The organism is Dongia rigui, from assembly GCF_034044635.1.
In the GTDB taxonomy this organism is placed as follows: Bacteria; Pseudomonadota; Alphaproteobacteria; order Dongiales; family Dongiaceae; genus Dongia; species Dongia rigui.
In genome coordinates, this window is sequence record NZ_JAXCLX010000001.1 from 2,222,591 (window position 1) to 2,248,166 (window position 25,576).

Genomic DNA, 25,576 nt, shown 5'->3' on the forward strand with positions numbered 1-25,576 from the left:
TATGGGGGGATTGAACATGCCGACCATTGGTATTCGCGGCCGCATTGCCATCGCCGGGGCGCTGCTGTCCGGTATCGCCGTCGCCAGCGTCGCCGCCGTTCTGAGCTGGCAGGCCAGCAACAACCTCGAGGACCAGGCGCGGCTGGTGATGACCAATCTGGGCCGTTCCACGGCGGGCGATGTCGAGCGGCAATTCGTGCGTGCCATGTCGGCCGCGCGGACCTTCGGCGCTACGGTCGTCGGTTGGCGACAGGACAACCTGACCGACCGCGCGCGCTATAATTCGGTGCTGGCGGCCACCTTGGCGCCGGAAAAAACCTGGTTTGGCGCCTGGGGCACGTTCGAGCCCAATACCTTCGATGGCAAGGATGCCGATTTCGCTGGGAAAGACGACCAGCCGACGGCGGTCAAGAGCAATGGCCGCTATGTGCCCTATGCCTATCGCGGCGAGGGCGACAGCGTCGTGCTCGACAAATCCTATGATTTCGACAATTCAACGAACTCGCTGGAATATTACGAAACGCCGATGAAGACCGGCCGCACCCATGTCACCGATCCGGCCGGCTGGGATTTTGGCGCCGGCAGCGTCGTGTGGCTGGTGTCGATCTGTGTGCCGGTGAAGGATGCGGCGGGGCAAATCCTGGGCGTCACCGGCATCGATTTCCGCTTGAACGAACTCATCGACCAGATCGCGGCGCAACGTCCGTGGGGCGAAGGCCGCGCGGCCCTCATCGACAATGCGGGCAATTGGGCGGCACACCCCGCTGGCATGGCCTTTGTCGGCGCCGTGGCCGATGATGCCTTCTACAAGGCCAATGCCGAGAAGATGCGCGCCGGCGAGATCGTGGTGGGCGAGGATTCGAGCAATCTGCTGGATGGCGATGTCCTTGCCAAGGAGGCCAATGCCGCGCTTGAGAAGGTGCAGAAGGAAGCGCATGACGCGGCGATTGCCGCCGGCAAGAGCGAGGACGAAGCCAAATCGGCAGCTTTGATCACCAAGCTGAAGGAGGCCGGCGACGGTTTCGGGATCCAGGCCGTTGACAGCTATTCGGTCCTGGTGCCGCTGAGCCTCGAGGATTCGCCGGACCGCTGGAGCATCAAGGTCAGCGTGCCAAAATCGCTGGTGCTGGCCAAGGTGAATGAGATGCGCAATTGGGCGCTGGTCATTGGCGCCGCCGCCATTCTGCTGTGCGTCATCCTTGCCTGGTTCGTGGGCCGTTCGATCGCCAAGCCCGTGACCGCCATGACCGGCACCATGCAGAAGATTGCCGCCGGCCATTTGGACGTCGCCATTCCGGCGCTGGGGCGCAAGGACGAAATCGGGCAGATGGCCGAGACGGTCGAAACCTTCCGCCAGAACGCGCTGCAGAACAAGGAACTGGTCGCCAACCAGGAAGCGATGAAAAGACAAGCGGAGGCGGAACAGCATCAAGGCCGCCTGCGCCTGGCCGATTCCTTCGAAGGCCAGGTCTCGGAAGCGATCGGCTCGATGGCGGCCACTTCGCGCGAGATGGACAGCTCTGCCCAGCAGATGTCGCAGGTGAGCCTCGAGAATGTCGGTCGCAGCCAGAACGTGAGCCAGACGGCGACGCAGGTCTCGGAGAACGTGTCGTCGGTGGCGGCGGCAGTCGAAGAACTCTCCGCCTCGATCCGCGAGATCAGCCAGCAGGCCAACAATTCAAGCTCGATCGCGGTACAGGCCGCCGGCAAGGCGCACAGCACGGTGACGCTGGTGAATGCGCTGGTGGCGGCCTCTGAGCAGATCGGTTCGGTCGTGACCCTCATCAACGACATCGCGGGCCAGACCAATTTGCTGGCGCTCAATGCCACCATCGAAGCGGCACGCGCCGGCGAGGCGGGCAAGGGATTTGCCGTGGTGGCGTCCGAGGTGAAGAACCTTGCCAACCAGACGGCCAAGGCGACCGAAGAGATTTCGGCCCAGATCAACTCGATCCAGCAATCGACCGGGGCCGCTGCCGGCGAGATCGCGGAAGTGGCCAAGACCATCGAGCAGATCAGCCAGGTCAACAGCACCATTGCCGCCGCCGTCACCGAGCAGGATGCGGCCACCACCGAAATCGCCCGCGCGGTTTCGGAAGCGGCGACCGGCACGGCGGAACTGCAGCAGCAGATCGGCCTGGTGTCGGAATCGGCGCAGAATTCCGGCCAGGCGGCCGGCGCCATGGTGCAGGCCGTGGGCCAGTTGCAGAGCCGCTTCCAGGATCTCGAGCACCGCATCGACGGCTTCCTTGCCAATGTGCGCGCTGGTTAGGTCGCGGCCAGGGAACCCGTCGCCCACCGCCTTGTTAAGGCGGCAGGCGTGCCGGCCCTGTTGCCGTCGTGCTAGTCTTTGATCGGCACCGGTTCATCAGGGGAGGTCCGTCATGCAATGGCGCGGCGGTCGCAGGAGTTCAAACGTCTCTGACCAGCGCGGGTCCGGCGGCTTCGGCTCGCTGGGTGGCGGTGGCCTGGGCGGCCTGGGTGGTGGCGGCTTCGGCCGCGGCCCGCGCATCGGCGGGCTGGGGCTGGTCGGGGTCATTGCCTTCTTCGTCATCGCCAGCCTGATGGGCGTCGATCCGACCAGCATCCTGACGGGCGGTGGTTCCGGCGGCGGCTCGGTGAGCCAGTCCCAAGATGGCGAGGTGGTGGGGGATATCCTCTCCGGCAGGTCGCGCTATGAGCAGGGTGCCGGTACCGGCGCCGGTACCGGCGATGCGACCACCGAGGACGAGTTGAAGGATTTCGTTTCCGTGATCCTCGCCAGCACTGAAGACGTCTGGGGCCAGATCTTCGCCGCGGGCAAGGGCAGCTACCGCCCGCCGACGCTGGTCCTCTTTTCCGGCGCCACGCAATCGGCCTGCGGCTATGCGCAATCGGCGATGGGGCCGTTTTATTGCCCGCCCGATCAGAAGGTCTATATCGACCTCGATTTCTATCGCGATCTCAGGAGCCGCTTTGAAGCGCCCGGCGATTTTGCCCAGGCCTATGTCATCGCCCATGAAGTGGGTCATCATGTGCAGAACCTGCTCGGCATCGAAAAACAGGTGAGCCGCGCGCGCGCCGGGATGAGCGAGGCGGATGCCAATGCCTTGTCGGTCCGCGTCGAATTGCAGGCCGATTGCTTCGCCGGCATCTGGGCGCACCAGATCGAAGCCAGTGACCAGAATCTGACGCTCGAACCCGGCGACATCAAGGAAGGCCTCACCGCGGCCAGCGCCATCGGCGACGATCGGCTGCAACGAGAGGCCACGGGCCGTATCGTCCCCGACAGCTTCACCCATGGCAGCTCAGAGCAGCGCGTGCGCTGGTTCCAGCGCGGCCTCGACACCGGCGATCTGGAAGCCTGCGACACCTTCAACGCGGATACCCTGTAAGGCATGGCTCGCTGACAGCCGAACCGAAACGCGCTAATTTGCCCGGCGTGAGCACGCCAGTCGTTTCCATCATCATCGCCGCCTATCGAGCGCAGGGCTTTATTGCCGATGCGGTGCAGTCTGCCTGCGCCCAGGCGTTGCGCGAGATCGAGATCGTCGTGGCACCGGATGAACCGGCGGATTATGGCTTTCTGCAGCAGATCGATCCGCGTGTGCGGGTTTTGAAGGGCGTGCCCAAGCCGACTGGGCCGGGGCCGGCGCGCAATCGGGCGCTGGAGCATGCGCGCGGGCGCTTCATCGCGCTGCTCGATGCCGATGATCTTTTCGCGCCGGACTATCTCTCGCTTCTGGTGCCGTTGGCAGACGCGGGCGGTGTCGCTTTCGGGCGGACGCGCATCACCGATTGGTCGGGGCGTGTCGTGCGCGAGGTGGGCGCGCGCGGCGGCGAGATTGGTTTTGCCGATTTTGCGACGGCCTTCGCCTCGCTCCATGCCGTCGTGCCGCGAGATGTTCAGCGCCGATGGCAAGACGTGCTGGCCGAAGACGTGCTGTTCGATCTCGAATCGCTGTCGCTCGGTGGTGGCCGGGCGCCGTTTGCCGGCGCTGCCGTCTATCAATTGCGCCAGCGGCCGCAATCGGTGACGCGCGGTGCGATGTTTCTTGACGGCATCGGGCCCGGTTATGACCGGCTCATCGCGCTGGTGGCGGCAGGCGAAACATCGATCGCACTGGCGCATAGGCCCAGCGTGATTGAGGTGTGGCGCAGCTGGCAGGCCATGAACGCGCGGTTCGTGGCGGCGACCGCCGCCGGTGACAGGCGCGACTACCAGCGCTTCGCAGCCGATGCAGCTGCTGTATGAATCCCATTCCAGTCATGCGCGCAAAAGTCATATGCGGACCCCTCGCCCACGGTCGAATTGGGGACGGTGACAAGGGCTGGCGTTGCCGGCGGGGCATAGGAATCTACATCCCGATGCGCGTTCCCGAGATTTGCGCTAATCTTTAACGACGTCGAAACGCCCGCAGCCACAGGGGATGGCAAGCGCGATCTGCGCAGGTGCCCCGGCGGTTCGCGAAGCCTGGTGGTTGGGGAAGCGTGGCGGCTGGGGAAGCCTGGCGGTTGGGGAAGTTGGATCGGCAGCATGCACCGTTTGATCGACATCGTTCAGGAAATGTCGCTGGCGCGCACGATCGACCGTGTCACGGAGATCGTGCGCCATGCCGCGCGCGAACTGGCCAATGCAGATGGCGCCACCTTCGTGCTGCGCGATGGCGAGCACTGCTTCTACAAGGATGAGGAAGCCATTGCGCCGCTGTGGAAGGGCAAGCGCTTTCCCATCGCCGATTGCGTCAGCGGCTGGTCGATGCTCAACCGCCGCCCCGCGGTCATCCCCAATATCGCAGACGATCCGCGCGTCCCATACGAGGCTTACCGCCCGACCTTCGTCAAAAGCATGGTGATGGTGCCGATCCGGACCCTCGATCCCATTGGCGCGATCGGCGTCTATTGGGCGCGGCATTACCAGGCCGACGCGTATCAGGTGCAGGTTCTGCAGGCGCTGGCCGATTCGACCTCCATCGCGCTGGAGAATGTGCAGGTCTATGCCGAGTTGGAGAGCCGCATCGAAAAGCGGACCCAGGAACTGGCCGCGGCCAACCGGCATCTTGTGAGCGAGATCGAGGAACGCCAGCGCGTCGAGGCAGCGATGCGCGAGTTGTCGCTGACCGACGATCTCACCGGCATCTATAACCGGCGCGGCTTCAAGTTGCTGGCCGACCGCGCGCTCGAAGCCGCCAGGCGGCGCGGCGTCTATTGTCACCTCATCTATCTCGATCTCGATGGGCTGAAGAGTCTCAACGATGCCGAAGGCCATGCGGCAGGCGACATGCTGCTGCGCGAGGCGACGGGCTTGTTGCAGAACGTGTTTCGCAGGACCGATATCGTGGCGCGCCTCGGCGGCGATGAATTCGCCGTGCTGGCGGTCGACAGCAACACCTCCGCAGACGATATCCGGCGGCGGCTGGCGACCGCGCTCAGCAACCACCAGCGGATCGGCGCGCAGCGACTGCAGGGGAGCCATCTTGGCCTTGGCGACACGCGGGCGCCGCGCTTGTCCTTCAGCGTGGGCCATGTCGACGTGGCGCCGGAGCAGACCGACAGCCTGGAAGCGTTGCTGGCGCTGGCCGACAGCCGTATGTATGCCCAGAAGGTGGCCCGCCGACAGGCGCCGCCCGTGGTCCTCGCCACCCACCACTGATCCCTTGCCGCAGAGCGCCTGTTCCGGTAATGTTCCAGCTCCGGAATGAGGGGATGGGACATCATGAAACTCTATGCCGGGCGCCTCAGCCTGTTTTCGCGCAAGGTCGAGATCGCCCTGGCCGAGAAAGGCATCGCGGTCGAGCGCGAATTCGTGGCCTTCACGCAGGAACGGGGCTACGCGCCCAAGCACCCGGCGGTGCTGGCGCATAACCCGAAGCGCCAGGTGCCGGTGCTGGTCGATGGCGACCTCGCCCTGTTCGATTCCACCGTGATCTTCGAATATCTCGAGGAGCTTTGTCCTCAGCCGCCGCTATACCCGGTGACGCCCAAGGAACGCGCGCGTTGCCGCCTGCTGGAGGTCGATGCCGACGAGATTCTCTTCGCCCCGGTGCGCCAGTTGCTGTTCCGGACCGAGCCACCCGCTGCCGATCCGGGCGTCCATGCCGGGCGGGTGGCTTCGGCGGCGGAAGCGGAGGCGGCGATCGCCGCGCGCTTTGCCGATCTCGATGCGCGGCTGGCCGGTGCCGATTTCTTCTGCGGGTCACTGTCGGTCGCCGATATCGCGCTGTTCATGACCGTGCTGTTCACCCAGCGCCTGAGCGGGCCGCCACTCGATCCTCACCCGCAACTCGCCGCCTGGTACCGCCGCCTCCTCGCCCGACCCGCTTTTGCCCGCGTTGCCGCGGAAATCGCCGAGGCGGACAGGGAATTGTCGCCCGCTTTGTCTGCGGCCCCATCCGCCGGCTAAAAGGTTAACGCGAAAGTCTCGCAACAAGCCTTGCGGCATCTTTGGCGCATAAAGTTTTCAGCCCTGTCGCGTTTGCAAATTATCATCCTAATTCAGAGGCTTGATGATTCATCGCCACGGTCGGTCAGGGGCTGTTGATTAGCCTGAAACCATGTGTTACTAACCCGCCGCCTGTCGCAGCGCGGAAAGCCGCTGCGAAGGGCCGGTTGAGTTTGTGTCGGCACTGCATGTGCCCAAGAATTTCTCCGTAAAATCAATTATTTAAGACCAGGGATGGGGGCAGGTATCGTGGCAGCCCAAGGCAGCGACAAGGGAAGCACCGCGTATGGCGGTCTGGCGCAGCGTTATGCAGCAGCCCTCTTCGAACTGGCCGATTCCAAGCATCAGCTGGACGCCGTCGTCGGCGATCTGGCTGCCCTTGCCAAGATGATCGACGAATCGGCCGACTTCCGTCGCCTGATCAATTCGCCGGTCCTTTCCCGCGGCGACCAGGGCCGCGCCATCTCAGGTATTGTGCAGGCCGCGCAGTTCGGCCCGCTCACCGCAAAATTCCTCGGCCTCCTCGCCCAGAACCGGCGCCTTTTTGCGCTCAGCGCGATGATCCAGGCCTTCAAGAAGATGCTGGCTGACCGCCGCGGCGAAATGACTGCCCAGGTCTGGTCCGCCCGGCCGCTCTCGGCCGACCAGCAGAACGCACTCGCTGAAACGATCAAGCGGGCCCACGGTGCCAAGGTCACGATGGAGGTCAAGGTTGATCCTGCCCTCATCGGCGGCCTCGTCGTCAAAGTGGGCAGCCGCATGATCGATTCGTCTATTCGAACCAAGCTGCAGAAGTTGCAGCTCGCTATGAAAGGGGTTGGATAATGGAAATCCGTGCCGCCGAAATCTCTGCGATCCTCAAGCAGCAGATTGAAAATTTCGGCAACGAGGCCGATGTCACCGAAGTGGGGCAGGTCCTCAGCGTGGGCGACGGTGTTGCCCGCGTGCATGGGTTGGACAATGTCCAGGCCGGCGAAATGGTCGAGTTCCCGGGCGGGATCCGCGGCATGGCGCTGAACCTCGAAACCGACAATGTCGGTATCGTGATCTTCGGCGACGACCGTGACATCAAGGAAGGCGATACCGTCAAGCGCACCGGCGCCATCGTCGACGTGCCGGTCGGCAAGGGCCTGCTCGGCCGCGTCGTTGACGGCCTCGGCAACCCGATCGACGGCAAGGGTCCCTTGACCGACGTCAAGCGCACCCGCGTCGAAGTGAAGGCGCCCGGCATCATCCCGAGAAAGTCGGTGCATGAGCCGATGCAGACCGGCCTCAAGGCCGTCGACAGCCTGGTGCCGATCGGCCGTGGCCAGCGCGAGCTGATCATCGGTGACCGTCAGACCGGCAAGACCGCCGTCATCATCGACACCATCCTCAACCAGAAGGCCATCAACGCCGGCGCGGATGAGTCGAAGAAGCTCTATTGCGTCTATGTCGCCATCGGGCAGAAGCGTTCGACCGTCGCCCAGATCGTGAAGACGCTGGAGGACAATGGCGCGCTGGAATATTCCATCGTCGTCGCCGCCACCGCCTCGGAACCGGCCCCGCTGCAGTTCCTCGCGCCCTATACGGGCTGCGCCATGGGCGAGTTCTTCCGCGACAACGGCATGCATGCCGTCATCTTCTATGACGATCTTTCGAAGCAGGCCGTGGCCTATCGTCAGATGTCGCTGCTGCTGCGCCGTCCGCCGGGACGCGAAGCCTATCCGGGCGACGTGTTCTATGTGCACAGCCGCCTCCTCGAGCGCGCTGCCAAGATGAGCGACAATTTCGGCAACGGTTCGCTGACCGCACTCCCGGTCATCGAAACCCAGGCCGGTGACGTCTCGGCCTATATTCCGACCAACGTGATTTCGATCACCGACGGCCAGATCTTCCTCGAAACCGGCCTCTTCTATAAGGGCATCCGCCCCGCCATCAACGTCGGTTTGAGCGTCAGCCGCGTCGGCTCCGCCGCCCAGATCAAGGCGATGAAGCAGGTTGCCGGTACCATCAAGCTCGAACTTGCGCAGTACCGCGAAATGGCGGCCTTCGCGCAGTTCGCCTCCGATCTCGACGCCTCGACCCAGAAGCTGCTCGCCCGTGGCGCTCGCCTCACCGAGCTCCTGAAGCAGGGCCAGTTCAAGCCGATGCCGGTCGAAGAGCAGGTCGTGTCGATCTTCTCCGGCGTGCGTGGCTATCTCGACGGCATTGCGGTCAACCAGATCGGTCGTTTCGAATCGAGCCTCCTTGGCGAGATCAAGGCGAAGAGCCCGGACATCCTCAATGCGATCCGGACCGAGCGCGAAATCTCGAAGGCGACCGAGGCCAAGCTGCACGAGGTCATCGGCGCTTTCACGAAGTCGTTCGCGTAACGCTCGCTACTTGTTGAGAAGGGGCAGCAATGCCGAGCCTTAAGGATCTCAAGATCCGCATCAACAGCACCAAGAACACGCAGAAGATCACCTCTGCGATGAAGATGGTGTCTGCAGCCAAACTGCGTCGCGCGCAGGAGCAGGCGGAAGCCGCCCGTCCCTATGCCGAGCGCATGGAGAAGGTGCTGGGCGCCCTGGCGGCCTCGATGGCCGGCAAGGACAACGCCCCGGCGCTCCTCGGCGGCACCGGTCGCGACCAGGTGCAGCTGGTGGTCGTCATGACGTCCGACCGGGGCCTGTGCGGTGCGTTCAACTCGTCGATCACGCGCCAGGCGCGCAAGACGATCCGCGACCTCAAGGCGTCCGGCAAGACGGTGAAGATCATCACCGTCGGCCGCAAGGCCAAGGACCAGTTGCGCCGCGAGTTCAGCAACGACATCGTCGCCTCGTTCGAAGAGATCGCGCGCCCACGCATCACCTTCGAGACGGCCGAGAAGATCGCCATCCAGATCCGCAACATGTTTGCCGCGGGCGAGTTCGACGTCTGCACCATCATCTACAACAAGTTCAAATCGGCGATCGCGCAGATCGTGACCGTGCAGCAGCTCATTCCCTTCGCGAATGCCGTTGCCAATGAGAACAATGCCGGTCCGGCAGCGCTCTATGAATACGAGCCGGACGAGGAATCGATCCTTGCCGATCTGCTGCCGCGCAATATCGCGATGCAGGTCTATCGCGCGCTGCTCGAAAACTCGGCCTCCGAGCATGGTGCGCGCATGACCGCCATGGACAATGCGACCCGCAATGCGGGCGACATGATCAACAAGCTGACCATCAATTACAACCGGACCCGCCAGGCGAACATCACCAAGGAGCTGATCGAAATCATCTCCGGCGCTGAAGCCGTCTGATCCGGACTGAAGAGATCGTTTTAAGGAGCAACCAATATGTCGAAGAACATCGTCGGCAAGATTACGCAGGTAACGGGCGCCGTCGTTGACGTGCAGTTCGGTGACGCCCTGCCCGCGATCTTGAACGCGCTGCATGTGCAGAATCAGGGCAAGCTCCTGGTTCTCGAAGTCGCCCAGCATCTGGGCGAGAACACCGTGCGCGCCATCGCCATGGATTCTACCGACGGTCTGGTCCGCGGCGCTGAAGTCGTCGACACGGGTGCCGCCATCACCGTGCCGGTGGGCCCGGAGACCCTGGGTCGCATCATCAACGTGATCGGCGAGCCGATCGACGAGCGTGGTCCGGTCAACGCCAAGGAATCGGCGCCGATCCACGCCCAGGCCCCGGCCTTCGTCGAGCAGTCGACCGATGCGCAGATCCTCGTCACCGGCATCAAGGTCGTCGATTTGCTGGCACCCTATCTGAAGGGCGGCAAGATCGGCCTCTTCGGCGGTGCGGGCGTCGGCAAGACGGTGACCATTCAGGAACTGATCAACAACATCGCCAAGGGTCATGGCGGCGTGTCCGTGTTTGCGGGCGTCGGCGAACGTACCCGCGAAGGCAACGACCTCTATCACGAAATGATCGATTCCGGCGTCATCAAGCTGGATGGCGGCGAGTCGAAAGTGGCCCTTGTTTACGGCCAGATGAACGAGCCCCCGGGAGCCCGTGCCCGCGTCGCCCTCTCCGGCCTCACCATGGCCGAGTATTTCCGCGACAAGCAGGGCCAGGACGTTCTCTTCTTCATCGACAACATCTTCCGCTTCACCCAGGCGGGTTCGGAAGTGTCGGCGCTGCTCGGTCGCATCCCCTCGGCCGTGGGCTATCAGCCGACACTCGCCACCGACATGGGCGCGCTGCAGGAACGCATCACCTCGACCAAGAAGGGGTCGATCACCTCGGTGCAGGCCATCTACGTGCCCGCCGACGATTTGACCGATCCGGCGCCGGCGACCTCGTTTGCCCATTTGGACGCCACCACGGTGCTCAGCCGTTCGATCGCTGAAATGGCCATCTTCCCGGCCGTCGATCCGCTTGATTCGACCAGCCGCGCGCTCGATCCGCGCGTCGTTGGTGAAGAGCACTACAACACCGCGCGCCGCGTTCAGGAAGTGCTGCAGGGCTACAAGGCCCTCCAGGACATCATCGCCATCCTGGGCATGGACGAACTCTCGGAAGAGGACAAGCTGGTCGTGGCCCGCGCCCGCAAGATCCAGCGCTTCCTCAGCCAGCCCTTCCACGTCGCCGAAGTCTTCACCGGCACGCCGGGCGTGTTCGTGAAGCTCGAAGACACCATCAAGGGCTTCAAGGGCATCGTCGAAGGCAAGTATGACGACCTGCCGGAATCGGCCTTCTACATGGTGGGCACGATCGAGGAAGCCGTCGCCAAAGCCAAGAAGATGGCGGAAGCGGCCTAAAGCAGACAACGCGGCAGTGGTGGAACAACCCACCGCTGCCGCGGTTGAGACCGAAAAACCGGCCGTCCGCGGCCGGTTTGCGTCAGGGGCCCGGTTGGGTCTTTGAAATCTAAGAAGGGTGGAACATGGCGGATCAGGTGCATTTCGAGCTCGTCTCGCCGGAACGGCTGCTGTTCTCGGCCAATGTGAGCGAGATTGTCATCCCGGGCACTGAGGGTGACTTTGCGGTCCTTCCTGGCCATTCCAACCTCATTTCGACCATTCGCCCCGGCGTCATTCATGTGCTGGAAGGCAGCCAGGTCACTGACCGCATCTTCGTGGAAGGCGGCTTTGCCGAAGTGAACGACAAGGGCTGCACGGTCCTTGCCGAGCGCGCGCAGAAGGTCGGCGAGATCGACCGCGCCCACGCCGAGCGTGCGCTCTCTGACGCCCGCGAAGATGTGGCCGATGCCAAGAACGATCTTGATCGCAATCTGGCGCAGAACGCCGTGGCGATCGCAGAGGCGCGTCTCCACGCCCTCGAAGGCAGCGTCTACTAGGTCGGTTCAGAAGGGCGGCGCGGGACAGCGTCGCCAGCGGGGATGCTGAAGTTTAACGCGGGAGCAGCGGCCGATCATGGCGCATTGGACCCTCGATCAGATTCCCTGGGACGCGTTCGACGCAAGCAAGGTCGATCCCGACATCGTCAAACTCGTCAAGGCGGCAGCGCTCGTCGAGTATAACGGCGGCGACTACGCCACTTATCTCAATAACGTGTTTCACGATGATGACGGCTTTTGTGCCGTGGCCAGCGAATGGGCGCTGGAAGAAGTGCAGCACGGCGCGGCCCTCGCGCGCTGGGCGAAGCTCGCCGATCCCGGCTTCGATTTCGACCTCGCCTTCAAGCGCTTCACCGACGGCTACAAGATCCAGGTCGATGTGGCTGCATCCGTGCGCGGCAGCCGCTGCGGCGAGCTGGTGGCCCGCTGCATCGTCGAAACCGGCACCTCGTCCTATTACACGGCCTTGGCCGAAGCGGCCGACGAACCGGTCTTGAAGAATATCTGCCGCCGGATCGCTGCCGATGAGCTGCGGCATTACAAGCTCTTCTACACGCATCTCAACCGTTACCTCGCGCATGAGGGGCTGGGCGCCTGGGGCCGGTTCAAGGTGGCGATGTCGCGCATCACCGAATCGGAAGATGACGAACTGGCCTTCGCCTATTACGCCGCCAACCATGCCGACGAACCCTATGAGCGCAAGCGCTTCTCCTCTGCTTACGCGCGGCGCGCCTATGCCTATTACCAGCCGCCCCATATCCAGCGTGGCATCGCCATGGTGCTGAAGGCCGCCGGCCTCAACCCACAGGGGTTCCTGCACAAGCCGCTTTCCAGCTTCGCCCTCTGGTTCATGCGCCGCCGAGTCGCCAGATTGTCGGTGGCCGGGGCTTAAGAAAGCTCGGCAGCGAAGCGCGTTGCGGCGACGCTCGGCCGTGCCTGCATCATTTCCCACCACGCCAACAGCTTGTTCTGTTCGCCGATCAGGGCGCGACCTTCTGCGGTGAGGCGTCCGTAGGCCAGCATCGGCAGCAGATGGAGATCGGCAAGGCTGATGCGGTCGCCCTGCAGGAACGTTCCGTCTTGCGCCAGATCGGCCAGAGCCTTGAGTGCCAGCCGCGATTTCATCATCGCCTCGCCCAGGGAGGCCGGGTCGGCCGGCTTGCCGCCCTTCGCCGCCGTGTCATGTGCCACGTAAAGACCCCAGACCAGTGGCCGGTAGAGATAGCTGTCCATGATGCCGATCATTTGCGCCATCCGCGCGCGCGACCGCGTATCCGGCGGCTGCAGCGCGGGGCCGGGAAAGGCCTCATCGACGTAGCGCGTGATCGCTGCCGTCTCATAGAGTGCAAAATCGCCATGCCGCAAAGTGGGGATGCGCGCGAAGGGATGCAGCTTCAGATACGCGGCGTCGACCGCCTGCGCGCCAAAAATGTCGATCTCAACAAGACTATGATCGACGCCCTTCTCAAGCAGCACCAGCCGCGCCGCGCGCACATAAACACTGTAGGCGGCGCCGAGCAGTTGCGGCTTCGTGGCCTCAGTTCCGCTCATCTCGCATCGGCTCCTGCGGGGCAAGGTCTTCCGGCGGGTTGAGCTCAACGAAGCGGCGAATGGCCTGGTGGCTGTGGCTGTAGACCTGCCGGCGCAGCAGGACGATGAGGATGCCGAGAATGGCGGCGATGAAGGCCACTGGGTCGATCAGCCAGGCGATCCAGGCAAGGCCGAAATAATAGCAGCGGATGCCGCCGCCAAATGCCGTGAGGGCGCTGGTATAGACGATCGCCATCTGGTCGGCGAGTTCGAGGCGGTGCGGATAGTCGTTCCTGGCCAGTGGCGCCGCACCGATCAGGGCACAGCAGTAATTGTATTGCCGCAGCGCCCAGGTGAAGCGGAAGAAGCCGTAGACGAAGATGGCAATGAGGCCGATGAGCTTCAGCTGGAAGATGGTGGCGCTGCTATGGGTGACGAAAGTCCAGGCACCGAGGACTTGCTGGGCATCCCCGGCCTTGCCCAGCACGCCGAGGAGACCGGCCACGACCAGGATCGTTGCCGAACAGAAGAACGACATTGAATTGACCGTATGGCCGGTGAGGGCCGCGTCGACGATGCGGTCCGGCCGTTCCATCAGGCGCTGCATCCAGATGCGCCGCGTCTGGTGCATCAGCGCATTCACGTTCTTGCCGCGCCCCACCATCTTGGCGATGCGCTGATAGCCGAAGAAGACCAGCAGAAAAAAGATGAGGCCGGCAAAGTCGAGGGACGTCATCGCCGCATCCCTATCGACCCGTCGCGTCGTAGAACTCGGCGACACTCGCCTGGCTGCGGCTCTTGACCTGCCGCTTCAACAGCACCAGGACGACGACACCCGTCCCCACCGCGAAGACCACTGGATGGATGAACCAGCCAAGCCAGGCCATGGAAAAATAATAGGCGCGGATGCCGCCGTTGAAACTGGTGGCGGCCAGCGACATGACGCGCGCAGCATGGTCGGCAAAGCGCTCGCGCGCGGTGCCGTCGACCGGCGGCAAGGGCGCCGCACCAATGAGGGTGCAGGCGAAATTGAACTGCCGCAGCGCCCAGGTGAATTTATAGAAACCGATGATGAAGAGGCCAATGAGGCCCAGCACCTTCAATTCGAACATCAGTTCCGACGAGACGACCGTGAAGCCGAAGGATTGGATGACGGCATGGGCGTCACCGGCGCGCCCCAGCACGCCGAGGAGGCCGGCGATGACCAGCATCGAGGTCGAGGCGAAGAAGGTGGTCGAGGCCACGGAATGCCCAGTGAGCGACGAATCGAGGATGCGTTCCGGCCGGTCCAGCATGCGGCGCATCCACAACCGGCGCAGCTGATGCATCATCTGGTTGAGATTGGCGGGCGCCACGTCGTCGGCCGGCAGCTTGTCGGCAAAACGGCCATAGACGAACCACAGCAGCAGCATCCAGGCAAAGGCCAGCGCATCCATCCAGCTGCCGTCCAACCAGGCTATCTCCATGGGTGATGCCCGTCTTCAGACCGGGTTGCGCTCGCGGCGATGAAAGCGGCGGCTGAAGCCGCGCTCGAAGAAATCGTAGATGGCGGGGCTCAAGCTTTCGAACTTCACGGCAAGGCGCCGGTTCTCGCGGTCGTTGCGCACCACCTTGGCGTCGATCTTCATCTCGAACTCGGCATGCGCGTCCTTGATCTTGATCTCGATCTCGACCGGCATTTCGACCAGCAGATGCCCGTCATAGTTCTCGATGAGCAGGCCGCCTAGCGACCAGTTGAGCGTGTCGCAATCCTGGCCGGCGATGCGGACCGTGAAAACGGGCAGCGGCATGCGCTTGTCGCGCCGGTGTTCCGGCCCGCGCACTTTGGTGAAGCCCATGGTAAAACTGGTCATGCCTGACGCTCTCCCGCCCTTGAGGCCGGGAACAGTGTAACAGATGCGCCGAATCCCTGGCCAGACATTCGGCCCGCCTGTGCCGGACCCTACCAGCGCCGCTGGCGGTAGGCGATGAGGTGGCGCTCGAAGAATTTCAGCAGGAGCGGGGGCAAATGCACGAAACGCACGGCCAGCTGGTTCTTCGTGGCGTTGCAATGGACCACCTGCCCATCCAGGACATAGACGGCCGGGCCCGACCGCGCCGGGCCGGCGTTTGTCAGGCGTGCATCGCGTTGCGATGCCTTCAACTGCTCGCTGATTTCGATGCGGACGACACGGGTGGGCGCCAGATAGCCGCGGTGATTGCGCAACAGCAACCCGCCCAGCGACCAGTTGATGGTCTCGCAGCTCTGGCCGTCGATCTTGACGCTGAAGACCGGGGCCGGATGGCGCTTGTCGCGCCGCTTCTCGGCATTGCCGACCTTGCGGAAGCCCAGGGTGAAGCTAACCATTGTGCGTCACCGTCATGCCCTGGCCAGTGCCCCGTGCAATCCCAGGGGCAACCCCAGGCGCAAACCCCGTCACGATTACCCTCATAAAGACCCTTCCCGACCACAGGAATCGACTAAACCGCATCGTGGTGAAGATAGCGTTAACGAGATTAGCCTATATCTCTCAGCAGGTTGCCGATTGCGACATGATTAGAAGTTGCCGTCGAGGGCCTTGCCTGCAGTCTCGATGACCGCGCTGGTGGGCCAGATGGCGACCCAGCGATCGCGCGCCACGCCGCGGTAATAGGGCAAAGCCGGCAGGCGCAGGGGCGAGCCGTCGAAATAGCTGACGATGACCCCGGCGGGGTTCTCCTTGGCCCAGGTGATCGCGGCATCGCGGCTGGGCAGGGCCACGGGGGCGGCGTTCAAGCGGCCGTAATAGTCGAACTCGCCGCGATAGGGCCCAAAGACCGCCAGCGGTTGCCCGGCCTCCTCCAGCTCGCGCAGGCGTTCGGCCACCGGCTCCAGGTCGAAAAACTGGCGCAAGTTGAACGGGAACTCGATGTTGACGCAGGTCATCAGCAGGACGGGCAGGGTGGCCACCTGGATGGTGCGCGAGAGCATGTGTGTGGGTGAGAGCTGCGCGATGCCGTAACCCGCCACCAGCAGCACCAGCCCCGAGGTCATGCCGATGCCGCCGATCCAGATCGGCAGCGGCACGTCGAAGAACTGCCGCCACAGCGCATCGAGATGGGCGGTCGGGATGATGTTCATGAGAAAGAAGAAGAGGCCGAGCAGCAAGGCCAGGAGCGAGGGCACGATGGCGTGGAAATCCTTGGCGCGGATCTCCTGTGTGGCCAGCAGGCGCGCCCCCAGCAGCGACAGCGGCAGGACGATGTAGATCATACCCTGCATCTGCCAGCCGCTGACCAGCCCGCCCAGCAGCGTCACGCCAAAGAGGCCCAGGCACAGGCGGAAGCTGCGCCCGGCGCGGCCGCGCAGCTGCTTCTCCATCGCCCGCCACAAGGTCTTCCAGACGATCCAGGGATAGAGCAGCACGGGCACCAGCGCCAGCGACCAGATCTCGCGCCGGGTGGCTTCGGTGGCGGCGTGAAACCAGCCATTGCCGAAGCCGATGAAGTCTGCCGGCAGGCCGGCGATGCGCAGCGACAGGGTCCAGCCCACCCACAACACGGCTGCCGGCATCAGGCTGACGGCGAGGGGCAGGTGCCAGGCCGGGCGGAAGGCAAGCATGATGCGGGCGGCACCGGCGGTGCTGTCGCGCTCCGGTCCGCTCACGACCTGGCGTGGCGCGATCGCGGCCAGCACCGGCAGCACGAACCAGGCGGCAATGCCGATGGTAAAGAGGCTGGCGCCGAGGGCCACGGCAAAGACCGTCCACCACAGCAGCGCCACCATGCCGCGCGTGCCGCTGTGCCACAGCCGCGTCAGCGCGTGAAAGCCCAAGGCCGTGAAGAACAGGCCCAGCGGTTCCGCCTGCACCATGGTGACGATGAGAACGAAGGCCATCACGCCGGATAGCAGGATGCGGGCGTAAAGCTCGGTCATCGCCCGGTGCGGCCACAGCGACAGGGCGGCGCTGCCGACCAGCCACATCGTGCCGAGGCTGGCAAGCAGGCTGAGCACGCGCGGCCATGCATCGCCGATGCCGAAGAGCTGCCAGCCGGCAAGGATCGCCCACAGCATCAAGGGTGGCTGGTCGCCGCTGCCAAGGCCATTGCGCACGGGGGCCCAGCCATGGTCCTGCCACATGTGCCAGGCCGCCGACAGCATCTCCAATTCCGCCGGCGCCGTGGGCGGCCTGCCCAGCAAGGCACCGAGTGCCACGATCAGCCACAGCAGGAAGGGGGCGACGAAGGCCCAGCGCAAGAAGGCGACGCCTGGCTCGCTCCGCTCATCGACGTCATCGAGGGGCGCTGCCTCGCGCCGCATGTCGCCGTCGCGCTTCACCATGTTGCTGTCGTTCTGTCCTTGCGCGGGGGCCGGCTCAATCGGCCTTCTGGAAAACGTCGAACTGGAAGACCGCCGTCTCGGCGAGGGCCGCCGCTTCCCATTCCTTGAAACCGGGCGCGGCGAACACGGCATCGCAATATTGCTGGCTGGTCTCGTCGAGGGCCACGCCATAGGTGCGGAAGCGCGTGGCGATGGGGGCGAACATCGCATCGGCGATGCTGAAGCCGCCGAGGAGGAACGGACCTGCCCCATTGGCGCCACGCCGCCCGAAACGCTCGCGCGCCTCGTTCCAGATGGCACTGATGCGGGCGATCTGATCGGTTACCAGATGGGCACGCGATTCATGGCGGCGGTCGCTGGCGATATCCATCGGCATGTTCTGGCGCAAGGCGGCAAAGCCGGCATGCACCTCATTGGCGATGGAGCGGCCGAAGGCGCGGGCTTCGCGGTCCTTGGGCCACAGGTCGGCCTCGGGGGCCAATTCGGCCAGGTATTCGCAGATGGCGAGGCTTTCCCAGACCTTGATATCGCCATGCATGAGCACCGGCACCGTACCGCTCGGCGAATAGAGGCGGATGTGGCGATAGGTATCGTCGGTGCGCAAGGGAATAAGCACTTCGCGGAACGGCAGCCCCGCGGCCTTCAAGGCGAGATAGGGCCGCAGCGACCAGGAGGAATAGTTCTTGCTGCCGACGATCAGCGTCAGGTCGGTATTCTCAGTGGACATGGGTCGTTCCGTTTCCCCCGATTTCCGTTTTTTCCATCATAGGCGATGGCGCAATCCCCTCAACCCTTAACGCGAGCCTTCCCAGCCACCTCATCCTCGTGGCGAAGTGGCAGGCTTACGGCTAAGATCGCGCCGAATCGTCCCATTTTACGCCACTTTCAAGGAACACGACCTTGCTCGATCATCTCGTCGCGCGGAGCCCCAAGGCCCACACAATTCAACCGCTGAGCACCAAGGGGCTTGAGGCTTGGAGCAAGGCGCAGCCGGCATCCGTGCAGAACTGGATCAAGGCATCGGGCTTCAAGGGGAAGCCCGGCAGCTTCCTGCTGCTCCCCGATGCGGTGAGTTTCCTCGCTGGTGTCGAGGAAGGCATCGACCGCTGGTCGCTCGCCAATCTGCCGGCGACCTTGCCCGCCGGCACCTATCAGTTGATCGAGGACGATCTGTCGCCGGCGCAGGCCAGCGCCCATGCCTTCGCCTGGGCCATGGGCTGCTATCGCTTTGCGCGCTATCGCTCGGATACCAAGACCTTTGCCAGCCTGGTCTGGCCGCAGGGCGCCGACCGCGCCGCCGTCGAGCGCAGCGTACGCGCCATCGGGCTTGGCCGCGACCTCATCAACACGCCGGCCGAACATATGGGCCCGGCGGATCTCGCCAAGGCGGTGGAAAAGGTCGCCAGGGCCCACAAGGCCAGGTTCTCGGTCATCGTCGGCGACCAGCTCCTCAAGCAGAACTATCCGACCATCCATGCCGTCGGCCGGGCTGCGGCCGCCGATCGCCAGCCGCGCCTCATCGACCTCACCTGGAAGGGTCCGGGCGGCGACAAAGGCCCCTATCTGGTCCTGGTCGGCAAAGGCGTGTGCTTTGACACCGGTGGCCTCGATATCAAGCCGCGCGGCGGCATGATGATGATGAAGAAGGATATGGGCGGTGCCGCGTCGGTGCTCGCTTTGGCGCAGATGATCATGGAAGCCAAGCTGCCCTTGCGCCTGCGCCTCATGATCCCGGCGGTCGAGAACTCGGTTTCGGGGGCCTCCATCCGCCCGCTCGACGTGGTGAAGACCCGCAAGGGGATCACGGTCGAAATCAACGATACCGATGCCGAAGGCCGCCTGATCCTGGCCGACGCCCTGGCCGATGCCGACACGCAGAAGCCGGATTTGATGATCGACATGGCGACCCTCACGGGTGCCGCGCGCGTGGCGCTCGGCCCCGATGTGCCGGCGCTCTTTGCCAATGATGACGAAACGGCCGAGGACCTCTTGCGCCATGCCCGGGCCGAGGGCGATCCGCTGTGGCGCCTGCCACTGTGGAAGCCCTATCGCCGCATGCTCGACAGCAAGGTGGCCGACATCGCCAATTGCGAGCCCGGCAGCTTCGGCGGCGCCATTACGGCGGCGCTCTACTTGGCCGAATTCGTCTCGGAAAAGACCAAGTGGCTCCATATCGACACCTATGGCTGGACCTCAGGCCTTGGCGCCGGCCGGCCGGAAGGGGGTGAGCCCTTAGGGATCCGCGGTCTCTTTGCCTTCATCGACGACTGGCTGAGGCGCGCCACCAAATCGCCGCTGCTGCCCAGCCGGGCCGCACCCAGGGCAAAGCCCGGTGTGCGGGCGGCCGCGAAGCGCGCCTTGCCGCGCCCGCGCCCGCGTCGCTGAAGCCGTTAGAGAAGCCGTTAGATGAGTGTGGAGCAGGTCGGCTGAGCATAGTTAATCAAAAATCGGTTAACTCGGAAATCTCGCCCTGCCAGGCCTGCGGTGCGTGCTGCGCCTATGATTCCAGCTGGCCCCGGTTCTCGCTGGAGGCAGAGGAAGATTTGGCGCTGATCCCTGCGCATCTGGTGGCACTGGATAAGAGCGGCATGCGCTCCGTCGACAATCGCTGCACGGCCCTGGCGGGCGAGATCGGCAAGCATGTGGGCTGCACCATCTATGGCCTGCGGCCCGATGTCTGTCGCGCCTGCCAGCCGGGCGATGAAGAATGCAACACCGCCCGGGCGAAGTATGGCTTCGCGCCGATTTAGTGCCTGCCCAACCTGCGTCATCCCCCTGTCGGCGCATGCCGACATGCGTCGGCGGGGACCCGGGGATCCACCGCTGGCCGGTAAGAGTGGATGCCCGGCCAGTAGGATCAACGCTGGGGCCGGGCATGACAAGAAGAAGTGGGTCGTAACCTAGTTGAGATTGAGGACCGTCTGGGCGCGCTTCAGATCCAGGAGTTCGGTCTGCATCAACTCCAGCCGTTCTTTGAAGGCGACGAGCAGGACGATGGCGCCGCGGAAATTGGGGCCCAAGATCTTGGCGCGGGCTTGCAGGTCCATGCTCCAGAACGACATGTAGTCGTCATGGGAAAGCGTCATGGGATCAGGCAATGCCGCCTTGATCGCCTGGGCCTGGTCGGCGGGGAGTTGCGGGTCGACGATGATGACGATGGCGTCGCCCGGCATTTCGGCATCGGTGATGACGCGGTCGGGCTTGCCGAAGCTTGATTCGATCATGGCCAGCGATTTCGCCGTCCCGTCGGCATCGGCCGGCGCATTCATCGGCTTCCTCGTGCGGATCCAGAAGATCCTGCGCTGGTCGGCGGCACTCGAGAAATAGAGTTGCATCTGCTCGTTCTTCGGGTCGGTGTCGGCACCGGCCACCGAATCCTTCTTGGTGACCTTGCCCTTGCCGACCTTCAAGGTGCTGTCGATGTGATAGATCGGCCATTCGTTGAGCACGCTGGTGATCAAGCGGTCGTTGAGCTTTTCCTGATAGATGCCCTCGAGATATTCGCCGTCGAGTTCTTCGTTCAACGGCATGTCGAGCGGGATGTTGTTGATCTTGAGCCGGCCTGTTTCGGCGACGGCATAAGTGGTTTGTGCCGCCAGCAGCAGTGTGGCGAGAACGATCCGAATCATTTTATTGAACCCCTTCTTTGACCGGTGTCGTCCCCACACCGTCGACTTTTTCCAGGAAGGCTGCCATCTGTGCGACGATCCAGTCGCGGAAGGCCTTGACCTTGGCCTGGCGCATCGCGCCCTTGCCATAGATGAGATAATAGCCCGTCTCCAGCACCACCGTCTGCGGGAAAGGTTGGACGAGCCGGCCGGTCTTCAGATCATCCCCGGCCAGCATGGTGTTGCCGAGCGCGATGCCGAGCCCGTCGATCGCCGCCTGGATCATCAGATTCGAATAGTTGAAGGTGAGGTTGGTCTTCATCTCAAGATCGGGGACACCTGCCGCCGCCAGCCAGCGCGGCCAGAAATCGAACTGCGCGCGCCGCCAATCCATGTCCGAGATGAGCGAGAAGCGCGCAAGGTCGCGTGGCTCGCGCAAGGGCTGATCGCCATTGATGATGCTGGGCGAACAGACCGGGAAGACCTCGTCCTGCAGCAGCAATTCGGTTTCGACCCCGGGCCAGGTGCCGCGGCCATAACGGATGCCGATATCGACATCGCCCTCGCCCACGGGGTCGAGACGGTCGGTTGCGGAAATACGCACCTCGATCTCCGGGTGGCGTGCCTGGAAGTCATAAAGACGCGGCACCAGCCATTTCGAGGCGAGCGAGGGGAGGGCGCTGACGGTGAGCGGCCCGCCGCCGGGGAAAAGACGCATTTCGGCCGAGGCTTCGGCCAGTTGATGGAAGGCGGCCCGGACGGGCGGGAGATAGCGGCGGCCGGCCTCGGTCAGCGACAGGGAGCGGGCGCCGCGCTCGAACAGGCTGATCCCCAGCCATTCCTCCAGCGCCTTGATCTGGTGGCTGATGGCGCTGTGGGTGACGTTGAGCTCGTCAGCGGCCTTGGTGAAGCTCAAATGCCGGGCTGCGCATTCGAAATAGCGAACGGCTTTCAACGGTGGCAGGCGCATGGATATGGCTTCCCCTAATGGAATCAAGGGGCGGCAGAAAGTTGTCCGCCTATGCTTGATTCAATCTAACAGAACAAGTGAGAAACGGTCGTTTGTGTCCGCAGCAATGCAAGCATAACTTCACCTCAACGGCAATGGTGCCGGTTAGTTAAATGTGAGGGTACAATGACTCAGATCAGCCTGTTCTCGGGGTCGGCCGCCACATCGCAGCGCAGCACCCGCCTCTTTTCCAACACCCGCCTTGCCGCGGCGACCTCGGCCCTCGGCCATCTCGGCGCCCTGGTGATCGCGTTCCAGGAATGGCAGGAGCGTCACCGCACCCGCCGCGACCTGATGCGCCTCAGCGACCACCAGCTCAAGGATATCGGCCTCAGCCGCTTCGATGCCGAGGAGGAATTCCAGAAGCCTTTCTGGCAGGTGTGAGCGCCATGGCGGCACCAGCCCGTCGCAAGATCACCGTGCCGGTTCCTGCCCGGAACCTGGCCGGTGCCGCGGACCCTTGGGTTCGCCGGCATCCATCCCTGGATGCCATTTGGGTCGAACCCCCATTCGACCCAACCCTGGAGACTTGACGCCACCACCCGGCCCCGGACGATACCGGACCGGGTGGTGGCATATTTTTCGCCAGCTCCCTAAATTGGGTCTCATGAAAAGCTATTTCGACAGCCTCGCCCGCTATAACCGTTGGGCCAATCGCCGCTTCTATGACGCGGTCGCCAGCCTTTCCGCCGATGAGATCGCGGCGCCGCGCATCGGTTTCTTTCCCTCGCTCCTGAAAACGCTCAACCACCTCGTCGTGACCGACCGCATATGGCTGTCGCGTCTCACCGCGACACCGGACACGGAGGCCAAGGCGCTCGACCAGATCATCGCCGCCGATTTTGCCGATCTTTCCGCCCAGCGTGCGGCGTTAGACGCGCGCATCGTCGACTTTGTGCAAGGTCTCGCCCCGGCCCGGCTCAGCGAAACCCTGGTCTACAAGACGATGGCCGGTATGCCATATGAAACGCCGGTCAATATGGTGCTGGCGCATATGTTCAACCACCAGACCCATCATCGCGGGCAAGCGCATGGCATGCTGTCGGGGACGACAGTGCCGCCACCCTCGCTCGATATGATCGTGTTCCTGCGCGAGGAAGCGGCGGGCTGAACCGCGCCTAGGCGGCGTGGTCGAGCTTGGCGCGTCCGTGATTGCGGGTGAGTTGGCCGGCGGGGCGGACATAGCGCCACACACTTGCCGGCGGCAGGTTCTGGAGGACGCGTTCCTCGACCTCGCCGACGATGCCCAGGCGATTCCTCGGCAGCGGCGAGAAGAGGCCGTAGGTGAACTGGATAAGCGGCGCGCCCGGCTCCAGCACGGCAAAGGCCTGCGCGCCGATGCGCAGCTGGATCGATTTCTTCAGCGAGAGCAGCGGCAGGCTGGAGACGATGGCCGCGACCGGCGCGATATTATGCCGTTTCAGCAGCGAGGGCAGATGCAAGGCATCGCCCAACAGGACTTTGACGCCGGGAAAGCGTTCGACCAGATGCTTGTGCAGCATGGGGTCGCGTTCGATCACCACCAGCCGGTCCGCTGCCACCCCCGAAGCGAGAATCGCCCGCGTCACGGCACCGGTGCCGCCACCCAGTTCGACGACATGGCCGGTGAGGTTTTTCGGGATCTGGCGCGCCATCGCGGCCGCCAGTTCGGAGCCGGACACGGCGACCGCCCCGATGCTGCGCGGGTTCTTCAGCCACAACTTGAACAGCAGGCGAGAGTCTTTAAGCATGGCAATGCAATATATGACGGGTAAGAGCCCAGTTTCGGTGCGGTCAATCTGTCACTTCGTCAGGCCGGCGGCAATCGGCTTTGCGCCATTACCGCGTTAAATCGGGCGATTCGAGGGACTTGGCCAGCAATCCCCGACATTTTGCAGGCCTCTGTCAGGTTCCTGGCAGAAGCACGATCTTGCCCGTGGATCGCCGCCCCAGCAGGGCCTCGAAACCCTGGCGCCAATCACTCATGGGCAGGCACATGGAGACATGGGGACGGAGCTTGCCGGATGCCGCCATCTGGGCCAGCGCCGCGAAGCCTTCCGCCATCAGGGCCGGCGCCTGGGTCCGGTACGAGCCCCAATAGAAGCCGAGCACATCGACATTCTTCACCAGCAGGATATTGGCCGGGATCTGCTGCACCGTGCCGGCGGCAAAGCCGATGACGACCAGGCGGGCGTTCCAGGCAACCGCCCGCAACGAGGCATCGAAGATATCGCCGCCGACCGGGTCATAGACGACATCGGCGCCGCGTCCGGCGGTGAGCGCCTTCACCCGTTCCCGCACGTCCTCTGTCTTGTAGTCGATGGTGTCGTCGGCGCCGTGCTGGGCGGAGATGGCGCATTTCTCAGGCCCGCCGGCGGTGGCAATGACGCGCGCGCCCAATGCCTTGCCGATCTCGACTGCGGTCAGGCCCACGCCGCCAGCAGCCCCATGCACCAGCAGGGTCTCACCCGCTTTGAGGCGCGCCTTCCACACCAGCGCGCCATAGGAGGTGCCATAGGCGATGGGGAAGCCAGCTGCTTCCGGGAAAGCCATGCCCTCGGGAATGGCGAAGGTGTCGGCAACCTTGGCGACAGCGCGCGTTGCGAAGGCGCCGTGATCGACCACGGCCATGACCCGCTCGCCCAGTTTGCGCGTGGTGACGCCGGCACCGAGGCCAAGGATGGTCCCGGCGAGTTCCAGCCCAGGCACGAAAGGCGGATTTGGCTTCACCTGGTACTTGCCGGCGGTCATCAGCGAATCGGCAAAGTTCATGCCGGCCGCCGCCACGTCGATCAGCACCTCAGCCGGTCCGGCCTGCGGGTCCGGGATGTCGCCCAGATGCAGGCTTTCATATCCGTTGGGCTGGTCGCAGATGAGGGCGCGCATCGACTGTCTTCCCGGCAATGGATAAGCGGGACAGAGGTATAGCGCGGCGCGGCGTCTAACAAAAGAACGGCCGGAAAAGGACCGGGGCAGGCGTCTTGGGGGGTCAGCTTGCCCGCCCCGGCGACTGTTCGGGTGGGGATGAACGCGAACAGCTTCAGTCCACGTCCGGCTTAGTCGAACAGCGGCACGACGATGTTGATCTGCGGGCGCGCCGGCTCGCGGTAGATGCGGGGCGGCTCGACATAGACGCGCTCGCGCACATAGACCGGGCGCTCCACATAGATCACGTCCGGGCCGTCGTCATAGTAGCGCACGACTTCGGGGGGATGCTTCTTGTAATGGCCATAATGGTGGCCGTTGTCGTACCAATAATCGTTCCCGTGTTTGTGCTTGCCGTCAGCCAAAGCCGGCGTCGCGGCCAGCGCGAGGCCGATGGCCAAGAAAGCGGCGCTCCAACGCAGCGATGAATTCTTCATGTCCCGTCCTGCCTTTGATCTTGCCGGCACATGACGCTCGTCATGGCCTCAGTCAATCATAAGCAGGGCACGGTGATGGCACTGTGATCGTTCGGTACGCGGGAA

Annotated in this window: 27 protein-coding genes; 15 read left to right on the top strand and 12 right to left on the bottom strand. The window is 63.9% G+C overall.

Annotated features, from left to right (window positions below; all coding sequences use genetic code 11):
• Positions 1-16: 16 nt before the first annotated feature.
• From SMD31_RS10405 to SMD31_RS10455, 11 genes are all read left to right on the top strand, one after another.
• A complete protein-coding gene (locus SMD31_RS10405) occupies positions 17-2,272 on the top strand; it encodes a methyl-accepting chemotaxis protein (RefSeq protein ID WP_320500760.1) in 2,256 nt (751 codons plus the stop codon).
• 112 nt (positions 2,273-2,384) lie between these two features.
• Entirely contained in the window at positions 2,385-3,374 is a 990-nt protein-coding gene (gene ypfJ, locus SMD31_RS10410) for a KPN_02809 family neutral zinc metallopeptidase (protein ID WP_320500761.1), read from the top strand.
• A gap of 47 nt (positions 3,375-3,421) precedes the next feature.
• Positions 3,422-4,234: a glycosyltransferase family 2 protein gene (locus SMD31_RS10415; RefSeq protein WP_320500762.1), complete on the top strand. Its 813-nt coding sequence runs from the start codon at positions 3,422-3,424 to the stop codon at positions 4,232-4,234.
• Between the two features lie 282 nt (positions 4,235-4,516).
• The gene (locus SMD31_RS10420) at positions 4,517-5,632 is read left to right on the top strand and encodes a GGDEF domain-containing protein (RefSeq protein WP_320500763.1); all 1,116 of its coding nucleotides are present in this window, start codon (positions 4,517-4,519) and stop codon (positions 5,630-5,632) included.
• 63 nt (positions 5,633-5,695) lie between these two features.
• Complete coding sequence (locus SMD31_RS10425; protein ID WP_320500764.1) at positions 5,696-6,382, top strand: glutathione S-transferase family protein; 687 nt, start codon at positions 5,696-5,698, stop codon at positions 6,380-6,382.
• Positions 6,383-6,655: 273 nt separating this feature from the next.
• A complete protein-coding gene (locus SMD31_RS10430; RefSeq protein WP_320500765.1) occupies positions 6,656-7,246 on the top strand; it encodes a F0F1 ATP synthase subunit delta in 591 nt (196 codons plus the stop codon).
• A complete protein-coding gene (gene atpA, locus SMD31_RS10435; RefSeq protein WP_320500766.1) occupies positions 7,246-8,775 on the top strand; it encodes a F0F1 ATP synthase subunit alpha in 1,530 nt (509 codons plus the stop codon). The genes SMD31_RS10430 and atpA overlap by 1 nt, the downstream gene beginning before the upstream one ends.
• 29 nt (positions 8,776-8,804) lie before the next feature.
• Entirely contained in the window at positions 8,805-9,686 is an 882-nt protein-coding gene (locus SMD31_RS10440) for a F0F1 ATP synthase subunit gamma (RefSeq protein ID WP_320500767.1), read from the top strand.
• A 36-nt stretch (positions 9,687-9,722) separates the two neighbouring features.
• On the top strand, positions 9,723-11,144 hold the full coding sequence (gene atpD / locus SMD31_RS10445; RefSeq protein ID WP_320500768.1) for a F0F1 ATP synthase subunit beta: 1,422 nt from the start codon (positions 9,723-9,725) through the stop codon (positions 11,142-11,144).
• A gap of 125 nt (positions 11,145-11,269) precedes the next feature.
• A complete protein-coding gene (locus tag SMD31_RS10450) occupies positions 11,270-11,683 on the top strand; it encodes a F0F1 ATP synthase subunit epsilon (protein WP_320500769.1) in 414 nt (137 codons plus the stop codon).
• Between the two features lie 76 nt (positions 11,684-11,759).
• The gene (locus SMD31_RS10455; RefSeq protein WP_320500770.1) at positions 11,760-12,575 is read left to right on the top strand and encodes an acyl-ACP desaturase; all 816 of its coding nucleotides are present in this window, start codon (positions 11,760-11,762) and stop codon (positions 12,573-12,575) included.
• Here the strand turns inward: SMD31_RS10455 and SMD31_RS10460 are convergent.
• The 7 genes from SMD31_RS10460 to SMD31_RS10490 all read right to left on the bottom strand — a co-directional run bounded on the left by SMD31_RS10460 (position 12,572) and on the right by SMD31_RS10490 (position 18,240).
• On the bottom strand, positions 12,572-13,234 hold the full coding sequence (locus tag SMD31_RS10460; protein ID WP_320500771.1) for a glutathione S-transferase family protein: 663 nt from the start codon (positions 13,232-13,234) through the stop codon (positions 12,572-12,574). The two genes, SMD31_RS10455 and SMD31_RS10460, sit on opposite strands and share 4 nt — an antisense overlap.
• Positions 13,221-13,949: a DUF599 domain-containing protein gene (locus SMD31_RS10465; protein ID WP_320500772.1), complete on the bottom strand. Its 729-nt coding sequence runs from the start codon at positions 13,947-13,949 to the stop codon at positions 13,221-13,223. Before SMD31_RS10465 ends, SMD31_RS10460 begins: the two co-directional genes overlap by 14 nt.
• A gap of 10 nt (positions 13,950-13,959) precedes the next feature.
• Positions 13,960-14,679 (bottom strand): DUF599 domain-containing protein, encoded by a 720-nt coding sequence (locus tag SMD31_RS10470; RefSeq protein WP_320500773.1) that lies wholly within the window; start codon positions 14,677-14,679, stop codon positions 13,960-13,962.
• A 15-nt stretch (positions 14,680-14,694) separates the two neighbouring features.
• A complete protein-coding gene (locus tag SMD31_RS10475) occupies positions 14,695-15,066 on the bottom strand; it encodes a PilZ domain-containing protein (protein WP_320500775.1) in 372 nt (123 codons plus the stop codon).
• Between the two features lie 89 nt (positions 15,067-15,155).
• Positions 15,156-15,560 (bottom strand): PilZ domain-containing protein, encoded by a 405-nt coding sequence (locus SMD31_RS10480; RefSeq protein WP_320500776.1) that lies wholly within the window; start codon positions 15,558-15,560, stop codon positions 15,156-15,158.
• A gap of 189 nt (positions 15,561-15,749) precedes the next feature.
• On the bottom strand, positions 15,750-17,513 hold the full coding sequence (locus tag SMD31_RS10485; RefSeq protein WP_320500777.1) for an ArnT family glycosyltransferase: 1,764 nt from the start codon (positions 17,511-17,513) through the stop codon (positions 15,750-15,752).
• Positions 17,514-17,547: 34 nt separating this feature from the next.
• Positions 17,548-18,240, bottom strand: coding sequence for a glutathione S-transferase family protein (locus SMD31_RS10490; RefSeq protein ID WP_320500778.1), 693 nt, complete (start codon positions 18,238-18,240; stop codon positions 17,548-17,550).
• A 173-nt stretch (positions 18,241-18,413) separates the two neighbouring features.
• On the opposite strand from SMD31_RS10490, the gene SMD31_RS10495 reads away from it, so the two are divergent.
• Together SMD31_RS10495 and SMD31_RS10500 are read left to right on the top strand one after the other, a co-directional pair.
• Positions 18,414-19,898, top strand: coding sequence for a leucyl aminopeptidase family protein (locus tag SMD31_RS10495; RefSeq protein ID WP_320500779.1), 1,485 nt, complete (start codon positions 18,414-18,416; stop codon positions 19,896-19,898).
• Between the two features lie 77 nt (positions 19,899-19,975).
• A complete protein-coding gene (locus SMD31_RS10500) occupies positions 19,976-20,263 on the top strand; it encodes a YkgJ family cysteine cluster protein (RefSeq protein WP_320501025.1) in 288 nt (95 codons plus the stop codon).
• A gap of 150 nt (positions 20,264-20,413) precedes the next feature.
• On the opposite strand, the gene SMD31_RS10505 is transcribed toward SMD31_RS10500, so the two are convergent.
• Together SMD31_RS10505 and SMD31_RS10510 are read right to left on the bottom strand one after the other, a co-directional pair.
• Positions 20,414-21,142, bottom strand: a complete 729-nt coding sequence (locus SMD31_RS10505; protein WP_320500780.1) for a hypothetical protein — start codon at positions 21,140-21,142, stop codon at positions 20,414-20,416.
• 1 nt (position 21,143) lies between these two features.
• Entirely contained in the window at positions 21,144-22,091 is a 948-nt protein-coding gene (locus SMD31_RS10510; protein ID WP_320500781.1) for a transcriptional regulator GcvA, read from the bottom strand.
• A gap of 165 nt (positions 22,092-22,256) precedes the next feature.
• On the opposite strand from SMD31_RS10510, the gene SMD31_RS10515 reads away from it, so the two are divergent.
• Both SMD31_RS10515 and SMD31_RS10520 read left to right on the top strand, forming a co-directional pair.
• Positions 22,257-22,514 carry a DUF1127 domain-containing protein gene (locus tag SMD31_RS10515; RefSeq protein WP_320500782.1) on the top strand — a complete coding sequence of 86 codons (258 nt, stop codon included), beginning with the start codon at positions 22,257-22,259 and terminating at the stop codon, positions 22,512-22,514.
• A gap of 223 nt (positions 22,515-22,737) precedes the next feature.
• The gene (locus SMD31_RS10520) at positions 22,738-23,241 is read left to right on the top strand and encodes a DinB family protein (protein ID WP_320500783.1); all 504 of its coding nucleotides are present in this window, start codon (positions 22,738-22,740) and stop codon (positions 23,239-23,241) included.
• A gap of 7 nt (positions 23,242-23,248) precedes the next feature.
• On the opposite strand, the gene SMD31_RS10525 is transcribed toward SMD31_RS10520, so the two are convergent.
• The 3 genes from SMD31_RS10525 to SMD31_RS10535 form a co-directional block, all read right to left on the bottom strand.
• Positions 23,249-23,860 (bottom strand): class I SAM-dependent methyltransferase, encoded by a 612-nt coding sequence (locus SMD31_RS10525; protein ID WP_320500784.1) that lies wholly within the window; start codon positions 23,858-23,860, stop codon positions 23,249-23,251.
• Positions 23,861-24,014: 154 nt separating this feature from the next.
• Entirely contained in the window at positions 24,015-24,995 is a 981-nt protein-coding gene (locus SMD31_RS10530; RefSeq protein ID WP_320500786.1) for an NADPH:quinone oxidoreductase family protein, read from the bottom strand.
• Between the two features lie 170 nt (positions 24,996-25,165).
• Positions 25,166-25,471 (bottom strand): hypothetical protein, encoded by a 306-nt coding sequence (locus SMD31_RS10535; protein WP_320500787.1) that lies wholly within the window; start codon positions 25,469-25,471, stop codon positions 25,166-25,168.
• Positions 25,472-25,576: the final 105 nt, after the last annotated feature.